The organism is Marilutibacter chinensis (assembly GCF_021725675.1).
Taxonomy (GTDB): domain Bacteria; phylum Pseudomonadota; class Gammaproteobacteria; order Xanthomonadales; family Xanthomonadaceae; genus Marilutibacter; species Marilutibacter chinensis.
In genome coordinates this window covers 85,398-104,431 of the sequence record NZ_JAKJPO010000001.1, presented here as the reverse complement: position 1 = coordinate 104,431, position 19,034 = coordinate 85,398, and the positions used below count along the sequence as shown (strand labels likewise).

General features: G+C 67.1%; 18 protein-coding genes. 9 read left to right on the top strand and 9 right to left on the bottom strand.

What is annotated here, in order from left to right; genetic code table 11:
* Window positions 1-169 precede the first annotated feature (169 nt).
* Window positions 170-1,348: an acyl-CoA dehydrogenase family protein gene (locus L3V18_RS00435; RefSeq protein ID WP_343226308.1), complete on the bottom strand. Its 1,179-nt coding sequence runs from the start codon at window positions 1,346-1,348 to the stop codon at window positions 170-172.
* Window positions 1,349-1,552: 204 nt separating this feature from the next.
* On the opposite strand from L3V18_RS00435, the gene L3V18_RS00430 reads away from it, so the two are divergent.
* From L3V18_RS00430 to metH, 3 genes are all read left to right on the top strand, one after another.
* A complete protein-coding gene (locus L3V18_RS00430; RefSeq protein ID WP_237052655.1) occupies window positions 1,553-2,512 on the top strand; it encodes an ArsR/SmtB family transcription factor in 960 nt (319 codons plus the stop codon).
* 1 nt (window position 2,513) lies between these two features.
* Window positions 2,514-3,626, top strand: coding sequence for a homocysteine S-methyltransferase family protein (locus L3V18_RS00425; RefSeq protein WP_237052654.1), 1,113 nt, complete (start codon window positions 2,514-2,516; stop codon window positions 3,624-3,626).
* Window positions 3,627-3,747: 121 nt separating this feature from the next.
* Complete coding sequence (gene metH / locus L3V18_RS00420; RefSeq protein ID WP_237052653.1) at window positions 3,748-6,435, top strand: methionine synthase; 2,688 nt, start codon at window positions 3,748-3,750, stop codon at window positions 6,433-6,435.
* 292 nt (window positions 6,436-6,727) lie between these two features.
* Here metH and L3V18_RS00415 read toward each other — a convergent pair whose 3' ends face one another.
* The 6 genes from L3V18_RS00415 to L3V18_RS00390 all read right to left on the bottom strand — a co-directional run bounded on the left by L3V18_RS00415 (window position 6,728) and on the right by L3V18_RS00390 (window position 11,741).
* A complete protein-coding gene (locus tag L3V18_RS00415; RefSeq protein WP_237052652.1) occupies window positions 6,728-7,321 on the bottom strand; it encodes a DUF2058 domain-containing protein in 594 nt (197 codons plus the stop codon).
* Between the two features lie 25 nt (window positions 7,322-7,346).
* Complete coding sequence (locus tag L3V18_RS00410) at window positions 7,347-7,613, bottom strand: SlyX family protein (RefSeq protein WP_425493442.1); 267 nt, start codon at window positions 7,611-7,613, stop codon at window positions 7,347-7,349.
* Window positions 7,594-8,955: a UDP-glucose dehydrogenase family protein gene (locus tag L3V18_RS00405; RefSeq protein ID WP_237052651.1), complete on the bottom strand. Its 1,362-nt coding sequence runs from the start codon at window positions 8,953-8,955 to the stop codon at window positions 7,594-7,596. Before L3V18_RS00405 ends, L3V18_RS00410 begins: the two co-directional genes overlap by 20 nt.
* Window positions 8,956-9,052: 97 nt before the next feature.
* The gene (locus L3V18_RS00400) at window positions 9,053-9,847 is read right to left on the bottom strand and encodes an FKBP-type peptidyl-prolyl cis-trans isomerase (RefSeq protein WP_237052650.1); all 795 of its coding nucleotides are present in this window, start codon (window positions 9,845-9,847) and stop codon (window positions 9,053-9,055) included.
* A gap of 157 nt (window positions 9,848-10,004) precedes the next feature.
* Window positions 10,005-10,940: an FKBP-type peptidyl-prolyl cis-trans isomerase gene (locus tag L3V18_RS00395; protein WP_237052649.1), complete on the bottom strand. Its 936-nt coding sequence runs from the start codon at window positions 10,938-10,940 to the stop codon at window positions 10,005-10,007.
* Between the two features lie 201 nt (window positions 10,941-11,141).
* Window positions 11,142-11,741: a glutathione peroxidase gene (locus tag L3V18_RS00390; protein ID WP_237052648.1), complete on the bottom strand. Its 600-nt coding sequence runs from the start codon at window positions 11,739-11,741 to the stop codon at window positions 11,142-11,144.
* Window positions 11,742-11,879: 138 nt separating this feature from the next.
* On the opposite strand from L3V18_RS00390, the gene L3V18_RS00385 reads away from it, so the two are divergent.
* Genes L3V18_RS00385 through L3V18_RS00360 form a run of 6 tightly spaced genes read left to right on the top strand, consistent with a single transcriptional unit; the run spans window position 11,880 to window position 15,917 of the window.
* Window positions 11,880-12,254, top strand: a complete 375-nt coding sequence (locus L3V18_RS00385; RefSeq protein ID WP_237052647.1) for a hypothetical protein — start codon at window positions 11,880-11,882, stop codon at window positions 12,252-12,254.
* Window positions 12,255-12,256: 2 nt separating this feature from the next.
* Complete coding sequence (locus L3V18_RS00380; protein WP_237052646.1) at window positions 12,257-12,631, top strand: GntR family transcriptional regulator; 375 nt, start codon at window positions 12,257-12,259, stop codon at window positions 12,629-12,631.
* Window positions 12,628-13,521: an ABC transporter ATP-binding protein gene (locus tag L3V18_RS00375; protein WP_237052645.1), complete on the top strand. Its 894-nt coding sequence runs from the start codon at window positions 12,628-12,630 to the stop codon at window positions 13,519-13,521. The genes L3V18_RS00380 and L3V18_RS00375 overlap by 4 nt, the downstream gene beginning before the upstream one ends.
* Window positions 13,518-14,579 (top strand): hypothetical protein, encoded by a 1,062-nt coding sequence (locus L3V18_RS00370; RefSeq protein ID WP_237052644.1) that lies wholly within the window; start codon window positions 13,518-13,520, stop codon window positions 14,577-14,579. The genes L3V18_RS00375 and L3V18_RS00370 overlap by 4 nt, the downstream gene beginning before the upstream one ends.
* A gap of 39 nt (window positions 14,580-14,618) precedes the next feature.
* Window positions 14,619-15,269, top strand: a complete 651-nt coding sequence (locus tag L3V18_RS00365) for a hypothetical protein (protein WP_237052643.1) — start codon at window positions 14,619-14,621, stop codon at window positions 15,267-15,269.
* Window positions 15,270-15,284: 15 nt separating this feature from the next.
* Complete coding sequence (locus L3V18_RS00360; RefSeq protein WP_237052642.1) at window positions 15,285-15,917, top strand: DUF2884 family protein; 633 nt, start codon at window positions 15,285-15,287, stop codon at window positions 15,915-15,917.
* Between the two features lie 19 nt (window positions 15,918-15,936).
* On the opposite strand, the gene L3V18_RS00355 is transcribed toward L3V18_RS00360, so the two are convergent.
* Window positions 15,937-17,445 carry a tetratricopeptide repeat protein gene (locus tag L3V18_RS00355; RefSeq protein WP_237052641.1) on the bottom strand — a complete coding sequence of 503 codons (1,509 nt, stop codon included), beginning with the start codon at window positions 17,443-17,445 and terminating at the stop codon, window positions 15,937-15,939.
* Window positions 17,446-17,596: 151 nt separating this feature from the next.
* A complete protein-coding gene (locus tag L3V18_RS00350) occupies window positions 17,597-18,988 on the bottom strand; it encodes a class II fumarate hydratase (protein ID WP_237052640.1) in 1,392 nt (463 codons plus the stop codon).
* Window positions 18,989-19,034: the final 46 nt, after the last annotated feature.

Here is a 19,034-nt window from a genome sequence, read left to right as displayed (position 1 = left end):
AAGAGCGGCTATTGCACGCCCCGCCGCGTGAATACGCAATGACGCCGCGTCGACCGGCACGATCGTGCAAAGCCGGCGGCCACGGCATTCACTCCCGCCGCCGCCGGACGATGCGCAGCGGCTCGAGGAAAGAAGGCCCCGGAAGGCGTACATGGCGTCGAACGGGCTCTCAGCGCAGGCCGGTCTCGTTGCGGGCGATCACCAGCCTCTGGATCTCGCTGGTGCCCTCGTAGATCTCGGTGATCTTGGCATCGCGGAAGTAGCGCTCCAGCGGCATTTCCTTCGAGTAGCCCATGCCGCCGTGGATCTGCACCGCCTGGTGCGTGATCCACATCGCCGCCTCGGACGCGGTCAGCTTGGCGATTGCCGCCTCGTTGCTGAAACGGCCGCCGTTCCTGTCGGTCTCGCCCTTGGTCCAGGCCGCACGCAAGGTCAGCAGCAGCGCGGCGTCGAGCTTGCACTTCATGTCCGCGATCTTGGCCTGGGTCATCTGGAACGCGCCGATCGGCTGTCCGAAGGCCTTGCGTTCGCGCACGTACTCCAGGGTCTTCTCGTAGGCGGCGCGGGCGATGCCGATCGCCTGGCTGGCGATGCCGATGCGACCGGCGTCGAGCACGCCCATCGCGATCTTGAAACCATGTCCCTCGTCGCCGAGCACATCCTCGGGACGCGCGACGTAGTCGGCGAATTCGATCTCGCAGGTGGCCGAGGCACGGATGCCGAGCTTGGGCTCGGTCTTGCCCCGGTGGAAGCCCTCGCGCCGGGTGTCGATCATGAACGCGGTGATGCCGCGCGCGCCCTTGTCCGGGTCCGTCATCGCGAACAGCACGATGTAGCGGGCGACCGGACCGGAGGTGATCCAGCTCTTCTTGCCGTTGATCACGAAGCTGCCGTCGGCCTGCTTGACCGCCTTGCAACGCATCGCGGTGGCGTCGGACCCCGACTGCGGTTCGGTCAGCGCGAACGCGCCGATCTCACGTCCCTCGGCGATCGCGCGGACATAGACCTGCTTCTGCTCCTCGGTGCCGAACTTCAGGATGCCGTTGCAGAACAGCGAGTTGTTGACCGACATGATCGTCGAATGGGCGGCATCGCCGGCGGCGATCTCGACCATCGCCAGCACGTAACTGACCGGGTCCATGCCGGCGCCGCCGTACTCGGCCGGCACCTCGATACCCATCAGGCCGTTCTCGCCGAGGGTGCGGATGTTCTCCAGCGGGAACTCGCCGGTCTGGTCGTGGTGCTCGGCGCTCGGGGCGATCTTCTCCTGGGCGATGCGCCTCGCCACGTCCTGGATCATCAACTGCTCTTCGGTAAAGCGGAAATCCACGTCGGCACCTCGAGATATGCCCGGGGGCGACCCCGGGTCGGCTGGACAATCCGCTCATTGTAGCCGTCGGGCCGCGATAACCCCAGCCGTGGAGGGTCGCGCCGCGGTGTCGCGGACTTGACCCGGGCCGCCCTGCGAATCAGACTTATCGCTATATCGCGATGATTTGATGGATGCCCTCGCCCGGCACCGATCCTGCATCGCCCGCATCCAGGAGTCCCCATGGATCTAGAAGGCTGGTCGTCCAGGCTCAAGGTATTCGCCGACGCCACCCGCGTCCGCCTGCTCGCGCTGCTGGAAAGCGAGGAGCTGACCGTCGCCGAGCTTTCCGCCGTCACCCGGCTTGCGCAGCCGCGGGTGTCGACCCACCTCGCCCGCCTCAAGGAGGCCGGGCTCGTCCGCGACCGGCGCTCCGGCGTTTCCGCCTACTACCGCTTCGAGGAGAACGCACTGGACGCGGCCCAGCGCGCATTGTGGCAGACCCTGCGGGGTGGCAGCGACGACCCGCTGCTGCGCCAGGACGCCGAACGCCTGCCGGGCGTCCTCGCCAGCCGCGCCGCCGACCAGAACTGGGCCGACTCGGTCGCCGGCGACATGGAGCGGCACTATTCGCCCGGCCGCACCTGGGAGGCGATGGCGCGCTCCGCGCTGCCATTGCTCGAGCCCGGCGACGTGCTCGACATCGCCTCCGGCGACGGCGTACTGGCCGAGCTGATGGCGCCGCATGCGCACCGCTACGTCTGCCTCGATGCCAGCAGCAAGGTCGTGAACGCTGCGACCGAGCGTCTGCGCCGGCTCGGCAACGTCGAGGTCCATGAGGGCGACATGCACGAGCTGCCGTTCGCCGACGCCGAATTCGACCTGGTCGTGCTGATGCATGCGCTGACCTATGCCGACCATCCCGCCCGGGCCGTCGCCGAGGCCGGTCGGGTGCTGCGTCCCGGCGGACGCCTGCTGCTGACCAGCCTGGCGGCGCACGAGCACCGCAGCACGGTCGAAGCCTACGGCCATGTGAACCTTGGCTTCGGCGGAAAGGAGCTGCGCCGCTTCGCCGACAGGGCCGGGCTGGAAGTCGTCAGTTGCGAGACCGTGACGCGCGAGCGTCGTCCCCCGCACTTCGAGGTGATCGCGCTGATTGCCCACAAGCCCCGGGCATCGCGCAAGACACAGAGGAAGACCTGACATGCAGAATCTGCCCTGGTTGAACCCCGCCCGTGCACAGACGCTGGAACGATGCCTGCGCGACCGTATCCTGGTGATCGACGGTGCGATGGGCACGATGATCCAGCAGCACGGCCTCGCCGAGGCCGACTACCGCGGCGAGCGCTTTGCCGACGGCTTCGATCGTGAGCACGAGGCAGCGCAGCGCGCCGCCCGGGAACACGCCCACGGCCCGGACTGCGGCTGTGGTCGCGACCAGCGCGGCAACAACGACCTGCTCAGCCTGACCCGGCCGGAGATCATCCGGGAAATCCACCGCGCCTATCTCGATGCCGGCGCCGACATGGTCGAGACCAATACCTTCAATTCGACCTCGATCTCGCTCGCCGACTACGGCCTGCAACACCTGGCACGCGAGCTCAACGAGGCCGGCGCGCGCCTGGCGCGGGAGGCCTGCGATGCTGCGGAGTCCGCCGATCCGGAACGTCCGCGCTTCGTGATCGGCGTGATCGGCCCGACCAGCCGCACCGCCTCTCTGAGTCCGGACGTGAACCGCCCGGGGTTCCGCGCGATCACCTTCGACGAGCTGCGCGACGCCTATCGCGAGGCCGCCGAGGGCCTGATCGACGGCGGTGCCGACGTCCTGATGGTCGAGACCGTGTTCGACACCCTCAACGCCAAGGCCGCGCTGTTCGCGATAGAAGACGCGTTCGACGCGCGCGGTGCACGCCTTCCGGTGATGATCTCCGGCACGATCACCGACGCCTCCGGCCGCACCCTGTCCGGGCAGACCGCGGAAGCGTTCTGGTACTCGCTGCGTCATTCGAGACCGCTGGCGATCGGACTGAACTGCGCGCTCGGCGCCCGCGACCTGCGCGTGCATGTCGACGTGCTTTCGCAGGTCGCCGAGGCTTATGTCAGCACCCATCCGAACGCGGGTCTGCCCAACGCGTTCGGCGGCTACGACGAGACCCCGCAGGACATGGCCGGCGTACTGGCCGAGTTCGCGCGGGCCGGCCTGTTGAATCTGGTCGGCGGCTGTTGCGGCACCACGCCGGAGCACATCGCCGCGATCGCCGACGCCGTCCGCGACATTCCGCCGCGACAGGTACCGCAACTGGCCGACGCGGCATGACCCTGTCCCTTTCGCCGCGGATTGCGCGAATGGACGCGGACAGAGCATCGACCGACCGGCATTGCGGCTTTGCTCCATCCGTGTTCATCCGCGACATCCGCGGCCAGGTACCTGTCTCCCGATGACGACCCTCCCCCGCCAGACCCGACTTTCCGGACTCGAACCGCTCTCGATCACGCCGGAGAGCAACTTCGTCAACGTCGGCGAGCGCACCAACGTCACCGGCAGCGCGAAGTTCCGCAAGCTGATCAAGGAGGACCGCTACGACGAAGCCGTCGAGGTCGCGCGCCAGCAGGTCGAGAGCGGCGCGCAGGTCATCGACGTCAACATGGACGAGGGCCTGCTCGATTCCGAAAAGGCGATGGTCGACTATCTCAACCTGATCGCCGCCGAGCCGGATATCGCACGCGTCCCGGTGATGGTCGACAGCTCGAAGTGGAGCGTGATCGAGGCCGGACTGAAGTGCCTGCAGGGCAAGGGCATCGTCAACTCGATCTCGATGAAGGAAGGCGAGGACGAGTTCCTGCGCCAGGCCCGGCTGGTTCGCCGGTACGGTGCCGCGGTGGTGGTGATGGCCTTCGACGAGGCCGGCCAGGCCGACACCGTCGAACGCAAGGTCGAGATCTGCTCGCGCGCGTACCGGTTGCTGACCGAGCGGGTCGGTTTCCCGCCAGAGGACATCATCTTCGACCCGAACGTGTTTGCGATCGCGACCGGCATCGAGGAGCACGACGACTATGCGGTGGCGTTCATCGAGGCCGCCCGCGAGCTGAAGCGGCGCTTCCCGCTCAGCCACATCTCGGGTGGCGTCTCCAACGTCTCGTTCGCGTTCCGCGGCAACGAACCGGTGCGTCAGGCCATTCACGTGGTGTTCCTCTACCATGCGCTCCGCGCCGGCATGGATATGGGCATCGTCAACGCCGGCGCCCTGCCCCTGTACGACGATCTCGACCCGGAGCTTCGCGAGCGGGTCGAGGATGTCGTCTTGAACCGGCGCCGCGATGCCACCGAACGGCTGCTGGAGATCGCCGAACGCTTCAAGGGCCGCAAGGGCGAGAAGAAGGTCGAGGACCTGGCGTGGCGTGAGCGCCCGGTGCGCGAACGCCTGAGCCACGCGCTGGTTCACGGCATCGACCAGTACATCGAGGCCGACACCGAGGAAGCGCGGGCGCAGGCCGCCCGCCCGCTCGACGTGATAGAGGGCCCGCTGATGGACGGCATGAACGTGGTCGGCGACCTGTTCGGCGCCGGCAAGATGTTCCTGCCGCAGGTGGTGAAATCCGCGCGGGTGATGAAGAAGGCGGTGGCCTACCTGCTGCCCTTCATCGAGGCCGAGAAGCTGCGCACCGGCGACGCCGGCAAGTCCAACGGCAAGATCGTGATGGCGACGGTCAAGGGCGACGTCCACGACATCGGCAAGAACATCGTCGGCGTCGTGCTGGCCTGCAACAACTTCGAGGTGGTGGACCTGGGCGTCATGGTGCCCGCGCAGACCATCCTCGACCGCGCACGGGCCGAGAACGCGGACCTGATCGGGCTGTCGGGCCTGATCACGCCGTCGCTTGAGGAGATGAGCCACGTCGCCCGCGAGCTCTCGCGGCAGGGATTCGAGACCCCATTGCTGATCGGTGGCGCGACCACCTCGCGCGCGCACACCGCGCTGAAGATCCATCCGCACTACTCGGCGCCCACCATCTGGGTCAAGGATGCCTCCCGCGCGGTGGGAGTCGCCCAGTCGCTTATCAGCGCCGAGTTGCGAGGGCCGTTCGTTGCCGCCAACGATGCCGACTATGCCGAAATCCGCGAGCGCCACCGCAACCGAGGCGACGGCAAGCGCCTGGTGTCGTTGGAGAAAGCGCGCGGGCAGAGATTCGACGGCGGCTGGGACGCCTACGCGCCACCTGCCCCGCTGCAACCCGGCCTGCACGTGCTGGACGACTATCCGCTGGAAGAGCTGGTCGGCTATATCGACTGGACCCCGTTCTTCAATACCTGGGAGCTGGCCGGCAGGTTCCCGGCGATCCTCGACGACAAGGTCGTCGGTCCCCAGGCCAGCGAGCTCTACCGCGACGCCCGTGCGATGCTGCGACGGATCGTCGAGGAACGCTGGCTGATCGCGAAGGGCGTATTCGGATTGTGGCCAGCCAACAGCGACGGCGACGACGTGATCGCGCGGATCGACGACGAGGCGGTCGTTCTGCACTTCCTGCGCCAGCAGGCCGACAAGCCGTCCGACCGTCCGGACTTCTGCCTCGCCGACTTCGTCGCCCCGCGAACGAGCGGTCGGCAGGACTGGATCGGCGCATTCGCGGTGACCGCTGGCATCGGCATCGAGGAACACGTCGCCCGCTTCGAGGCCGACCACGACGACTACAACGCGATCCTGCTCAAGGCGCTGGCCGACCGGCTGGCGGAGGCCTTCGCCGAACGCCTGCACGAACGCGTGCGCAAGGAGTTCTGGGGCTATGCGCGCGACGAAGCGCTGGACAACGAGGCGTTGATCGACGAGGCCTACGCGGGCATCCGCCCTGCCCCCGGCTACCCGGCCTGCCCGGAACACAGCGAGAAGGCGACCCTGTTCCGGATCCTGGATGCGGAGCGACACGCCGGACTCAGGCTGACCGAGAGCTTCGCGATGTACCCGGCGGCCGCGGTGTCCGGCTATTACTTCAGCCATCCGCGCAGCCAGTACTTCGTGGTCGGCCGGATCGGCAGGGAACAGGTCGCGGATTACGCCAGCCGCAAGGGCGTCGGCGTGGCGCAGGCCGAGCGCTGGCTGGCGTCGAACCTCGACTACGATCCGGACTGAATGCTGAGGGCCGGGGAGGACCGCAGGCCTCGGGCCTTTGCAGGAACGGCGTAAGCCACGATCGGGCCTTCCCGGGAAAGCGCTGTCGCGGCTTGCGCCACCCCTACGTCATGGAGCCATGCCCCCTTGAGTCAGGGGGCGATTCGCGCCACAAGCGCGATTGGGGGTATGGAAGCGCAACGGCGGGGCCCAGGGTCTGCGCAGCAAACCCTGGAGACTTCCAGGGATCGCGGCCCACGCCACTCCTGCGGTCGTTCCTATCTGTTCCGGAGAGGGAGCGCGGGTCGGGCAGCTACCACACCAGATCGTCGGGCACCTGGTACCTGGGATCGGCGTATGGATCATCGGCGGCCGGCGCCCCGGGATCCACCTTCAGCGCGACCGCCGGGGCGAACAGCTGCTCGGCCTGCGCCAGCACTTCCGCGGTCACCAGCAGATAGCGGCCGTTCTGCTGGATCACGCCCAGTTCGCCGGCATTGAGGGCCCTGAGCTGATCGGCCGTCACGTAGATCCGCTTGATCTTGCCGCCGTACTCGAAGTGGCGGGCGATATCGGCATCGTCGCGGTTCAATGTCTTGCCCTGCAGCATTTCGGCGAGCCGGGCCCGGGCCTCACGGCGCTTGCGCGCTTCCTCCTGCCGGGCCTGTTCGGCCGCGATCCGCTCCTCCTTTTCGCGCTGGGCACGGATCGCATAGGCTTTCGCGAGATCGATGTCCTCGCGGCTGCGGGCCTTTCCGGCGGGCCTGGGGGGTTTTCCTGTCCCAGCGCCCTGTCGCGGCTTGCCGCCGCCCTTTGGCCTGGTCCGGTCGACGGTCTTAGCCGATTCTTTCGCCGGGCGGGGCTTGAACCCCAGCCCGAGCAGCTGGTTGCGGAGGGAGTCGCTCATCGTTGTGGCCGGTCTTCCGGATCAATCAGTAGTGCGGGGGCGGCGGCTCGTTCGACGGATCGCCGGTCACTGGGCCGCTGGAAAGCGCGAGACGCAATTGCCTGAGCTCTTCCAGCGCGCGGTGAAGCAAAAGCGCATTGCGGGCCTCCTCATCGCGGGCAGCGGCAAGCGCATCGCTGAGCTCGTTCAATGCGTGCTCCTGGAACGCGATACGCGACTCCAGCTCCGTCAGACGTTGTTCGTGGTCGCCCTGCATCGCTCCGCCATCGGGTTCATTGGGTGCCGGATCCACCCGCGCCGATCGAGCGCCCGCGACCGATACCGTAATACGCGATACCGGCGGCCTCGACCTCGTCGGGGTGATACAGGTTGCGGCCATCGAAGATCACGCTGTCGGCGAGTGCCTGCCGGATCCGCGCGAAATCGGGGCTGCGGAACGGCTTCCACTCGGTCACCACCGCCAGCGCATCGGCGTCCGCAAGCGCGGCGTTTGCCGAGTCGCACAGCACCAGATCATCGCGCTCGCCGAAGATCCGCTGCGCCTCCCGGCGCGCTTCCGGATCGTAGGCGCGCACCCGGGCGCCGGCGCCCCACAGCTGCGCCAGCAGGCGGCGGCTGGATGCCTCGCGCATGTCGTCGGTGTTGGGCTTGAACGCGAGCCCCCACACCGCAACCGTCTTCCCGCGCAACCCGTCGACACCGCCGTAATGGCGCGCCATCAGTTCGAACAGGTGGCCCTTCTGATGATCGTTGACCGCCTCCACCGCATCGAGCAGGCGCGGCTCGACACCGTGCTGGTGGGCGGTGCGCGCCAATGCCTGCACGTCCTTCGGGAAGCACGAGCCGCCGTAGCCGGCGCCAGGATAGATGAAGTGCCAGCCGATCCGTGGATCCGAGCCTATGCCCTGGCGGACCATCTCGATGTCGGCACCGACCCGTTCGGCGATGTTGGCGATCTCGTTCATGAAACTGATCTTGGTCGCCAGCATCGCGTTGGCGGCGTATTTGGTCAGCTCGGCCGAGCGCACGTCCATCGCCACGATGCGCTCATGGTTGCGGTTGAACGGCGCATACAGGCGCTTGAGCTTTTCGACCGCTGCCGGGTCGCTGGCGCCGATCACGATGCGATCGGGGCGCATGCAGTCGTTGACGGCGTCGCCTTCCTTGAGGAATTCGGGATTGGAAGCGACCTCGAACGCGATCCCGACGCCACGCGACTGCAGTTCGGCGGCGATCGCCGCGCGCACCTTGTCGGCCGTGCCCACCGGCACGGTCGACTTGTCGACCACCACTGCCGGCCGCGACAGATGCCGGCCGATCGTGCGGGCGACCTCGAGCACGTATCTGAGATCGGCACTGCCGTCCTCGTCCGGCGGCGTGCCGACGGCGATGAATATGATGTCGCCATGTGCGATCGCCGATTCGGCGTCGGTGGTGAAGTGCAACCGGCCGGCCGCGTGGTTGGCCTTGACCATCGGCTCGAGACCCGGCTCGAAAATGGGTACGACACCGCGCTTCAAACCGTCGATCTTGGCCTGATCGATGTCGACGCAGACCACGTCATGGCCGACATCGGCCAGGCAGGTACCGGTGACCAGGCCGACATAACCGGTTCCGAAAATTGTGACTCGCATACTCGATCCTGTCGCAATGACGGCTGTTGCGGGAAAGAAGGTACGCCGCGCCTGATGCGCCGCGGCGGCACGCGCGCTCCCGATCCGGGCCGTCTGCTCAGTTGGCCGTCGGTTCCTCGATCCCGAGCAGTTCGACTTCGAACACCAGGGTGGCGTTCGGACCGATCGGGCCGCCCGGGGTACCCATCTCGCCGTAGCCGAGCTCCCCGGGAATCCAGAACCGGTACTTGCTGCCCACCGGCATCAGGGTCAGGCCCTCGCGCCAGCCGGGTACCACCTGTCCAAGCGGGAACACGGCAGGCTCGCCGCGCGCGGTCGAGTCATCGAACGTGCTGCCATCGAGGAGCGTGCCCTTGTAGTGGACGCGAACGACGTCCTCCGCCTTCGGCTTCGGTCCGCTGCCTTCACTGATCACCTCGTACTGCAGGCCCGACCCGGTGGTCTTCACCCCTTCCTTCTTGCCATTCAGGGCGAGGAACTGCCGGCCGGCCTCGGCGTTCTTCTTGGCCTCCGCCTCGCGTTCGGCTTCCATCTTTTTCGCCATGTGCTCGCCGAAGCGGCTGGCGACCTGTTGAACCTGCTCTTCGGACAACAGCGGCGGCTTGCCGTCCAGGCTGTCGCGGACCGCCTTGAACAGAACCTCGGTATCGATCTCGTCCTTCATGGGTTCGAGCGACTTGCCGATCTCCATGCCGATCATGTAGCTGGCCTGGGCCTTGTCGCCTTCCAACCCCTCGATTACCGGCGCGTCGCCCTCGGCCGTGCCGGCTGCGGCCTGCTCGTCGCCGCTGCCACCGGGAGCGTCCGTGGATGGCGTGCAGGCCGAAAGCAGTGCAATGCTCAGGGCGGAGAGGGTCAGCGCGACCTTGGCGGTGCGTGCAATCTTGGACATTGACGGAATTCCGGCAGTAGGAGGGAAAGAGGAAAGACGCAAGGGTCGCACGCGGACGATGAACGCGGCCGCGACATCCCGGCCGGTCCGCCGCTCCGGCCACGGTGCGGCGCCATGTATACGCATGCATGGCGCCGTCGGCAGCCGGGCCCAAGCTTTACAGGATCGCCTGAAGCTCGACTTCGAATACCAGCAACGCATTCGGTCCGATCACGCCGCCCGGCGCGCCACGCGCACCGTAGCCCAGATCGCCCGGGATCCAGAACTTGTACTTGCTGCCCACCGGCATCAGCGCCAGACCTTCGGTCCAGCCTGCGATCACCTGGTTCAGCGCGAACTCGGCCGGCTGGCCACGATCGTAGGAACTGTCGAACTGGGTGCCATCGAGCAGCGTACCGCGGTAGTTCACGCGCACGGTGTCGGTCGGCTTCGGACGTGGGCCCGAACCCTGGCGCAACACCATGTACTGCAGGCCCGACGGAGTGCTGAATACGCCCTTGACCGCCTTGTTCCCGGCAAGGAACTGCTCGCCCTCGGCCTTGTTGGCCTCGCCCTTGGCGGCGGCCTTCTCCTTCAGACGCGCCGAGAACGCGTCGCGCACGGCCGCCAGCTCGGTCTCGTCCAGCAACAGCGACCCACCGTTCACGACGGTGCGGACGGCCTGGATCAGCACCGGCAGATCGAGCTCGTCCTTGATCGGCGTCAGCGAACGGCCGATGTCGGCACCGACCAGATAGCCGGCCTTGTCCTTGGCCACTTCCGGGATCTGCGCGCCTTCCGGCGCCTGGCCCGCGCGCGCCGCCGAGCGCATCATCATCGCCTGGCCCACCGCCGGCGCCTCGGCCTCGCTGATCAGCGGCTTGCCGCCTTCGAACGCGTTCTCGATCGCACGCTGGAAGGCCTGGAAGTCAAGATCCGGACCGATCGGCTCGATCGACCGGCCGACATCGTGGCCCACCATGTAGCTGACCTTCTCCCGATCGCTGCCCAGCGCGGTCTTGTCCTGCGCCTGCGCCACCGGGGCGGAGACGACGCCGGTGATCGCCACGGCGGATACCAGCAGCGCGGCGGCGCCACGCATCAAAGCCTTCATTGCAAACCTGCTCCTGTTTCGGTGGATGTTGCGGTATCGAATGTATCGAGTCGGACTGTGGTGATCAGGACCGGTCGATGGCAGCGGGCGACGTTGGATGCGCCGCCGGGCGCGACCACGGACCGCATCCGCTCTCCGCTGAGGCAGCGGAACAGGCGGCCATTGTCGCGGGCTCATGCCACCGCGGCAAATCCCGAAGGCTCAATCGGCGGCGGAAGCCGGACGCGGCGCCGCCAGCGCACGCTCGATCGTCGCGACCAGCGCCGGATCGTCCGGGGTGGTACGGCTGCCGTAGCTGGCGATCAGACGGCCGTCGCGGCCGACCAGGTACTTGTGGAAGTTCCATTTGGGCGCCTCGCCGGCGGCGGTGGCCAGTTCACGGTACAGCGGCGTTGCCTGGTCGCCGACCACGTGCACTTTCTGGAACATCGGGAACCTGACCCCGTAGGTCAGCGTACAGAACTCCTGGATCTGCGCTTCGTCCTCGAACTCCTGTTCCTTGAAGTCGCCCGACGGGAAGCCCAGCACCGCGAATCCCCGCTCCCGATAACGGGCATGCAGGGCCTCGAGCCCCTCGAACTGCGGGGTGAAGCCGCACTTGCTGGCCGTGTTGACGATCAGCAGGACATCGCCCCCATACGTATCCGCAAGATCGACCGGCGTCTTGCCCGCCAGCGGACGGTAGCTGTGGGCCAGCAAGCCGCCGGCGGCGAAGACAACCCCCGCAACCAGTGTCAGGCACAGGAGCAGGCACAACGCAGGAACCAGCGGCAACGGACGTTTCAGGCGAATCGGGGCCATGCGGGCGTCTCCGGACAGGCGATCAGCACAGTATGACTTCAGTTGGGTGGCGCGGCAGGTCCGTGGGGCTTGACCGGTCGTGTTTTGGTGTTATAGTTGCATACAACACCGGTCTACCAACGAGCAGGACGGCCCCCAATGAACCGCAAGCTCCGAAATAGCCTTACCGCCCTCACCACCTGCAGCGTGGCCCTGGTCCTCGCGCTGGTCGGCGTCAGTCCGCTGATCCGGGCCGGCGACCGGGTCACGAAGCTGAACGTGACGGTTGACCATGCCGGCGTCGACACCCTCGCCCTCATCGGTACGACGCTCACCGCCGCCCCGGCCCCATGCGCGGAAGCCTCGCCATGTTCCGCACAGGCCGCGGAACTGCCGGCCACGGCCCCCGCCGCGCCGCTGATCCAGAACATCAAATCGGCCACGGACGCGGCCACCACCACATCCAGCCGCAGCCGGCGCGACAACCGCCAGCCGCTGGTGATGCCCTATTTCTCATTCGCACCGCGGGGTTGACCATGACCGCCATCCAATGGAGCGACGGCGCTCCGATCTACCGTCAGCTGAAGGAGCGCGTCATCGCGATGATGCTCGACGGCGTGCTCAAGCCGGGCGACGCCCTGCCCTCGGTCCGGCAGGTCGCGGCCGAGTATCAGCTCAACCCCATCACCGTCTCGCGTGCCTACCAGGAGCTCGCGGACGAGGCCCTCATCGAGAAACGCAGGGGACTTGGCATGTACGTCACCGAAGAAGCCGCCCGGAAGCTGCTGGTCAACGAGCGCGAACGGTTCCTGAAAGAAGAATGGCCGCTGGTACTCGAGCGCATCGCCCGCCTGGGACTGCGCACCGAGGAGCTGCTGGCCGCGGGCGAAGGCAATGGAGGCACGCAATGAACGCTTCCACCGTCATCGACGCCCGGGGCCTGCGCAAGGCCTACAAGAACAAACTCGCGCTGGACAACACGGCGTTCGAGATCCCCGCCGGTCGCATCGTCGGCCTGATCGGCCCCAACGGCGCCGGCAAGACCACCGCGCTGAAGGCGATGCTCGGGCTGATTCCGTTCGAGGGTTCGCTCAGCGTGCTCGGGCTGGACCCGCGCACCCAGCGCGACGAGTTGATGCGGGACGTGTGCTTCATCGCCGACGTCGCCGTGCTGCCTCGCTGGATGAAGGTCAAGGAGGCCATCGAGTTCGTATCCGGCGTGCATCCGCGCTTCGACAAGGCCCGCTGCGAGCGCTTTCTCCAGGGCACCCAGCTCAAGCCGAACATGCGGGTACGCGAGATGTCCAAGGGCATGATCGTACAGCTGCACCTGGCCCTGGTGATGGCGATCGATGCCCGCCTGCTGGTGCTCGACGAGCCGACCCTGGGCCTGGACATCCTCTACCGCAAGCAGTTCTACCAGCGCCTGCTGGAGGACTACTTCGACGAGCAAAAGACCATCATCGTGACCACGCATCAGGTCGAGGAGATCGAACACATCCTCACCGACGTGATGTTCATCCGCGACGGCAGGATCGTGCTGGAGAGCGGGATGGACGAGCTGGGCGAACGCTTCGTCGAGGTCCTGGTCAACGGCGACCGGACCGAGGAAGCGCGGAGCCTGGGGCCGATCGACGAGCGCGCGCTGCCGTTCGGCAAGACCGTGATGCTGTACGACGGCCGGCTGCCCGACGGCTCGCCTTCCGGCGTGACCGCCCAACGCCTGGCTGCCCTCGGCGAGACCCGCACCCCGGGCCTGGCCGACCTGTTCGTCGCCACCATGAAGGGAACCTACGCATGAACGCCATCGCCGAAACCCACGATTCGCCGGCGCGGGGCCCGCATGCGGCGCCCCACCCGACCCACAAGTTCAAGCTGCTGCTCAAGCGCGAGTTCTGGGAGCATCGCGGCGGTTTCTTCTGGGCTCCGGTCATCGCCGGAGGCATTTCCCTGTTGCTGACGCTGATGGGCATCATCGTCGGACTGGTCGCGGGCTACCGCGCCGCGGCCGCCGGCGAGATCGAGATCGACGGCGTGCAGATCAATGGCTTCGATCTGGCGATGCTGACCAGCAAGCTCAGCGCCGAGGACATCGCCAAGCTCAGCCAGGGCATCGACCTGTCGCTGTTCTTCAGCGGCATGTGGCCCTACATCGTGCTCGCCTTCGTGGTGTTCTTCTACTGCATCGGAGCGCTGTACGACGAACGCAAGGACCGCAGTGTGCTGTTCTGGAAATCGCTGCCGCTGTCGGACACCGAGACCGTACTGTCGAAGGTTGCCAGCGCGACCCTGGTCGCCCCGGTGATCGCGGGCCTGGTCGGCGTTGCCACGATGTTCGGCTTCCTGGCGATGATCAGCATCGTGGTCCTGGTCCACGGAGGCAACCCGATCACGCTTCTGTGGGGCCCCGCGCACCTGTTCAACCTGACCCTCGGCCACCTGACCTGGATCCCGGTCTATGCGCTGTGGGCGCTGCCGACCGTCGGCTGGCTGATGCTGTGTTCGGTCTGGGCGCGCAGCAAGCCGTTCCTGTGGGCGATCATGATCCCGGTCTTCGCAGGCATCTTCGTCAGCTGGTTCGACGTGATGGAGCTGTTCAACATGCAGAGCGGCTGGTTCTGGTCGAACGTGGTCGGCCGCGCGCTGCTGGGCACCGTGCCCGGCATCCACCTGCCCTACCGCGAAGGCTCCGACAGTCTGATCAACGACCAGGACGGCATCGAACCGCTGCTCCACGAAGCATCACCGATGGGCATGCTGGAGAACCTCTCGATGCCGGAGCTGTGGATCGGCGCGGTCGTCGGCGCGACCCTGATCTTCGCCGCGATCCGCCTGCGCCGCTGGCGCGACGACAACTGAGCCATGCGCCCTGCCGCCATCCCCCGGAAGACGACCACGATGAGCACCCTTCGCATACTTCCCGCCATGTTGTGCCTGCTGCTGCCCCTCGCCGCGCAGGCCGCGGACCCCGCACCGTCGGGTATCGGCGCCGAGATCCGACAGGAGCTGGCCGACGCGCGCCAGGAGGTCGACGTCGAACTCGCTCGAGCCCGGCAGGAGCTCGAAACCGGCAACCTGCGCCTCGACGACGGCATGCACTTCGGTAGGTCCGACCGTCCGCATGCCGACCTGCCACGGGCCGAGATCACGCCGCAGGGCGATTTCCTGATCGAGGGTCGCGCGCAGACCATCGATGCCGACCAGCGCCGCGAGCTGCTCGCCTACCGCGGACTGGTGGTGGGCATCGCCCGGTCCGGCATCGATATCGGCCAGCGCGGTGCCGAGGCCGCACTCGATGCAGTGGGCACCTCCTGGGTCGGCATGCTGTTCGGCGCGATGACCGGAAGCCTCGAGCGTCGCGTCGAACGCACCATCGCGGAGGAGATCGAGCCGGCGGTGCGGAACCTCTGCAGGCAACTGCCCGCAGCGATGGAATCGCAACAGCGGCTCGCACGCAGCCTGCCGCAGTTCCGCCCCTATGCCACCCTCGAAGCGGACGACGTCGACGACTGCGAAGAGCAGGTCCGCCAAGGGTTCGCGTCACGCTGATCTGGAGACCCCATCATGAAGAGCCCCATCGTTCTCGCCGTCGCCCTGCTCTCCCTCGTGCCCTGGCTCGCCGCATGCGGCGGCCGGGACGGAGATGGATCCGCGGCCGGCGGAACTGCCGCCGAAGCTTCGGAGGAAACCCGCTCGGGCATCGCCAAGGCACTGGTCGAAGTTCGCGAAGAGGTCCGCAGGGAAGTCCGCGAAGGCGACATCACCCTCAACAGCGACGACAAGAACGCGCCCGAAGCGAAGATCACCCCGCAAGGCGACCTGCTGATCGGCGGCGACAAGGTCGCGATCAACGACGCGCAGCGCGCGCTCCTGATGCAGTACCGCGAGCACGTCGCCATCGTCGCCGAAGCCGGCGCCGAGGTCGGCCTGCACGCCGCCGGTATCGCGACCGACGCGATCGGCGACGCGATCAAGGGCATCTTCACCGGCGACTCCGAGAAAGACATCGAGAAGCGCATCGAGGCCGACGTCGAAGACAAGATCATGGCGTCGGTGACCAGGCTCTGCGAACAGTTGCCGCCGATGATGGAAACCGAGCAGGCGCTGGTCGAATCGCTGCCCGAATTTGCGCCCTACGCCGACCTCGACCAAGCCGACATCGACGACTGCATGGACGACGGCAAGGTCGACATTTGAGCCTGCGTCCGGCGACGCTTCAGTTATCGCCGAGGAATCTCTGGATGTTCTTTACTGGTCCCGCAAACTCCGGATCGTCCGGCGGGGCCAGCTCCAGGAACCTGCGCGCGGTGTCGCGCACCTCGGGGCGCTTCAGGCTGTGTTGTACGTTCGCCAACAGCAGCCAGGCGTCGGGATCGTCCGGCAACAGTCCCACCAGTCTTTGCGCGTAGGGTTCGGCCTTGCCTGGTTCCAGCGTCAGGTGCACCCACATGCGGCAGGCACCGCGCAGGGCCCGGGTATTGTCCGGATCCATCGCCAAGGCCTTGAGGTAGTACTCCTCCGCCACCCCGAAGTTCCGCCTTCCATGGTGGATCCCGGCGATCCGTTCAAGATGATCGGAGTTCCCCGGGTCGCGCTCCGCTGCCGCCATATAGTCATTCAGGGCCCGGGGCCAGTCCCCGGCCATCTCGAAGGCCCAAGCCCGCTTTGACAAGGCATAGATGGTCTTTCCGTTCAGACGGATGAGTTGACTGGCTATGACCGCCGACTCGGCATACTGATCCGCCTGCGCGGCCAGCCAGACCGCTTCATACATCGTCGAGTACTCGGGCCCGAAAGCCATCGCCTCTCGAAAGGTCTTCAGCGCCGGCGCGTACCTGTCGGGTGCGTTGTAATCGCCTGCGGAGAACGACACCTGCCACGTTTTCAGCAGCGGCATCCTGGCGTTCACCGTCGACAACTCCTGGGCATCGTCCACTACCCGCTCCATGTCCTCGAGACGGCCGCCCCACTTGGGCTGGAGATACGGCAGTACCGCGAGTCGCATGTAGTAGGAGTCCGGCGACACTTCGAGCGCGCGCCGCAACAGCTGGAGTGCATTGCGACGACCGTTGAGTGCCGAAGCCTGCATCACGATCGCATAGGCCGGCATCAACCCCGCTTCCGACTCGAGCGCCGATTCGGCCAGGCCTATCGCCTGGTCGGCAAGACGGCGCATCTTCCTGATCCTGGAAACGGGAATGTCGCGAACGAAGCCCTGACCACGAGCCTTCCAGGCTAGACGCAGCAGGGCCTCCGCACGCAATGTCTTCGCATACGGACTCTCGGGCACGGCCCGCAACCACCGGCGGCTGGACGCGTCGAGATCATCCAGGGACGGCCACAGGTCGGAAAGGAAGAGCCGATACAGCACCCGCTCCGGATCCTCTCCGGAGTGATGCTTGCGCAGCCGCCCCTCGTAGAGCGCCTGCAATCCGGACCAGTCCTCCTCGCCCACCATGGCCTGGATCCGGTCGCCCTTTTCTACCGGTGAGGCATGATCCCCGCATATGGCGAGTATCAATGCCTCCGACCAATCGGAACCGGGAGGGTTCGGATAGCGCATACAGCGCTTGTACCTGTCCTTCTCGGCATCCTGTTCGGCCGCCGCGACGAAGTAGCGCTCGAATTCGACTTTGCCGACCTTTTGGACCGGGCCGTCGTCGACACGCGGCCGCTCCGTGCAACTGGCCGTACCCGCCATGACGCACACCAGCAGCAGGTTCATCGGGACGCTCCGCATGTTCGGACCCCCTCCGTAAGGGCGCGGGCGCGCGCTCCCGCTTGGTTCGCGGTCCGGGCAGCCCGTCCGCCGCACCACCCTGCCATAACCGCTCGCGCAGGGAAACATACCCGCCCGAAGCCAGCGTGCGAGCCAGTCAACCGCCGTCCCGGATGCCGCCGCGGGTCAGCGCCGCCGGATCCAGCAGGCGCCTGAGTTCGCGCGCCGGCATCCCGGTCGCTTCGACCGCGACCTCCAGCACCGGCCGCCCTTCCCGGTACGCCTGCTTGGCGACCGCGGCGGCCTTCTCGTAGCCGATAATGGGGTTCAGCGCGGTCACCAGGATCGGATTGCGCGCCAGCGCCTCCTCGACGCGATCCCTGCGCACCACCAGCCCGGCAATGGCGTCGTCGGCGAGGTGGCGCATCGCGTTCGCCAGCAGCCCGGCCCCGTCGAGCAGATCGCAGGCGATCAGCGGCAACATCACGTTGAGCTGGAAGTTGCCGCTCTGGCCCGCGACGGTGATCGCGGTGTGATGCCCCATCACCTGCGCGCAGACCATCGTCACCGCCTCGGGAATCACCGGGTTGACCTTGCCGGGCATGATCGAGCTGCCAGGCTGCAGCGCCGGCAGCTCGATCTCCCCGAGCCCGGCAAGCGGGCCCGAATTCATCAGGCGCAGGTCGTTGGCGATCTTCATCAGGGCCACTGCCAGCACGTTGAGCTGTCCCGACAGCTCGACCGCGTCGTCCTGGGCGGCGATTCCCTCGAAGCGGTCCGGGGCCGATTCGAAGCGCACGCCCGCCAGCGACGACAGCGCCTTCACCACCGCCGTACCGAAGCGCGGGTCGGCATTGATGCCGGTACCGATCGCGGTGCCGCCGATCGGCAGCCGCCGCAGGCGCTTGAGCGAGTCCACGATCCGCGCCTCGGCCGAACGCAGTTGCGAGGCCCAGGCGCCGAACTCCTGGGCGAAGGTCAGCGGCATCGCGTCCATCAGGTGGGTGCGGCCGGTCTTGGTGACCTTGCCAAGCGCGCGGGCCCGCCGCTCGATGGTCCGACGCAGGTGCACCAGTGCCGGCAGCAGCGACTCGCGCGCGGAAATGCAGGCCGAGACCCGGATCGCGCTCGGCACTACGTCGTTCGAGCTCTGGCCGAGGTTCACGTGGTCGTTCGGATGGACCTTCAGCCGCGTTCCCGCCGCCAGGCGGGCGATGACCTCGTTGGCGTTCATGTTGCTGGACGTGCCCGAGCCGGTCTGGAACACGTCGATCGGAAAATGCGCGTCGTGGTCGCCGCCGGCCACTTCCAGCGCGGCCTTGCGGATCGCCGCCGCCGCCCCCTTGCCGAGCAGGCCGAAGCGGCCGTTGGCCTCGGCGGCGGCGGCCTTGATCAGGCCGAGCGCCCGGATGAAATCGCGTGGCATGCGCTGACCGGAGATCCTGAAGTTCTGCACCGCACGCTGGGTCTGCGCGCCCCACAGGGCGTCTGCCGGCACCCGCAACTCGCCCATGCTGTCGTGTTCGATGCGGTAGTCCTGACTGGCCATCACGTTCTCCGGTTCCGGAATGCTGTCTGTGACACATCAGGATACG

What these genes read in the sequence shown, in the direction of transcription:
- L3V18_RS00430 (WP_237052655.1), top strand. Translation starts at nt 1,553, where the DNA reads ATGGATCTAGAAGGCTGGTCGTCCAGGCTCAAGGTATTCGCCGACGCC.
- L3V18_RS00425 (WP_237052654.1), top strand. Translation starts at nt 2,514, where the DNA reads ATGCAGAATCTGCCCTGGTTGAACCCCGCCCGTGCACAGACGCTGGAA.
- metH (WP_237052653.1), top strand. Translation starts at nt 3,748, where the DNA reads ATGACGACCCTCCCCCGCCAGACCCGACTTTCCGGACTCGAACCGCTC.
- L3V18_RS00415 (WP_237052652.1), bottom strand. Translation starts at nt 7,321, where the DNA reads ATGAGCGACTCCCTCCGCAACCAGCTGCTCGGGCTGGGGTTCAAGCCC.
- L3V18_RS00405 (WP_237052651.1), bottom strand. Translation starts at nt 8,955, where the DNA reads ATGCGAGTCACAATTTTCGGAACCGGTTATGTCGGCCTGGTCACCGGT.
- L3V18_RS00400 (WP_237052650.1), bottom strand. Translation starts at nt 9,847, where the DNA reads ATGTCCAAGATTGCACGCACCGCCAAGGTCGCGCTGACCCTCTCCGCC.
- L3V18_RS00395 (WP_237052649.1), bottom strand. Translation starts at nt 10,940, where the DNA reads ATGAAGGCTTTGATGCGTGGCGCCGCCGCGCTGCTGGTATCCGCCGTG.
- L3V18_RS00390 (WP_237052648.1), bottom strand. Translation starts at nt 11,741, where the DNA reads ATGGCCCCGATTCGCCTGAAACGTCCGTTGCCGCTGGTTCCTGCGTTG.
- L3V18_RS00385 (WP_237052647.1), top strand. Translation starts at nt 11,880, where the DNA reads ATGAACCGCAAGCTCCGAAATAGCCTTACCGCCCTCACCACCTGCAGC.
- L3V18_RS00380 (WP_237052646.1), top strand. Translation starts at nt 12,257, where the DNA reads ATGACCGCCATCCAATGGAGCGACGGCGCTCCGATCTACCGTCAGCTG.
- L3V18_RS00375 (WP_237052645.1), top strand. Translation starts at nt 12,628, where the DNA reads ATGAACGCTTCCACCGTCATCGACGCCCGGGGCCTGCGCAAGGCCTAC.
- L3V18_RS00370 (WP_237052644.1), top strand. Translation starts at nt 13,518, where the DNA reads ATGAACGCCATCGCCGAAACCCACGATTCGCCGGCGCGGGGCCCGCAT.
- L3V18_RS00365 (WP_237052643.1), top strand. Translation starts at nt 14,619, where the DNA reads ATGAGCACCCTTCGCATACTTCCCGCCATGTTGTGCCTGCTGCTGCCC.
- L3V18_RS00360 (WP_237052642.1), top strand. Translation starts at nt 15,285, where the DNA reads ATGAAGAGCCCCATCGTTCTCGCCGTCGCCCTGCTCTCCCTCGTGCCC.
- L3V18_RS00355 (WP_237052641.1), bottom strand. Translation starts at nt 17,445, where the DNA reads ATGAACCTGCTGCTGGTGTGCGTCATGGCGGGTACGGCCAGTTGCACG.
- L3V18_RS00350 (WP_237052640.1), bottom strand. Translation starts at nt 18,988, where the DNA reads ATGGCCAGTCAGGACTACCGCATCGAACACGACAGCATGGGCGAGTTG.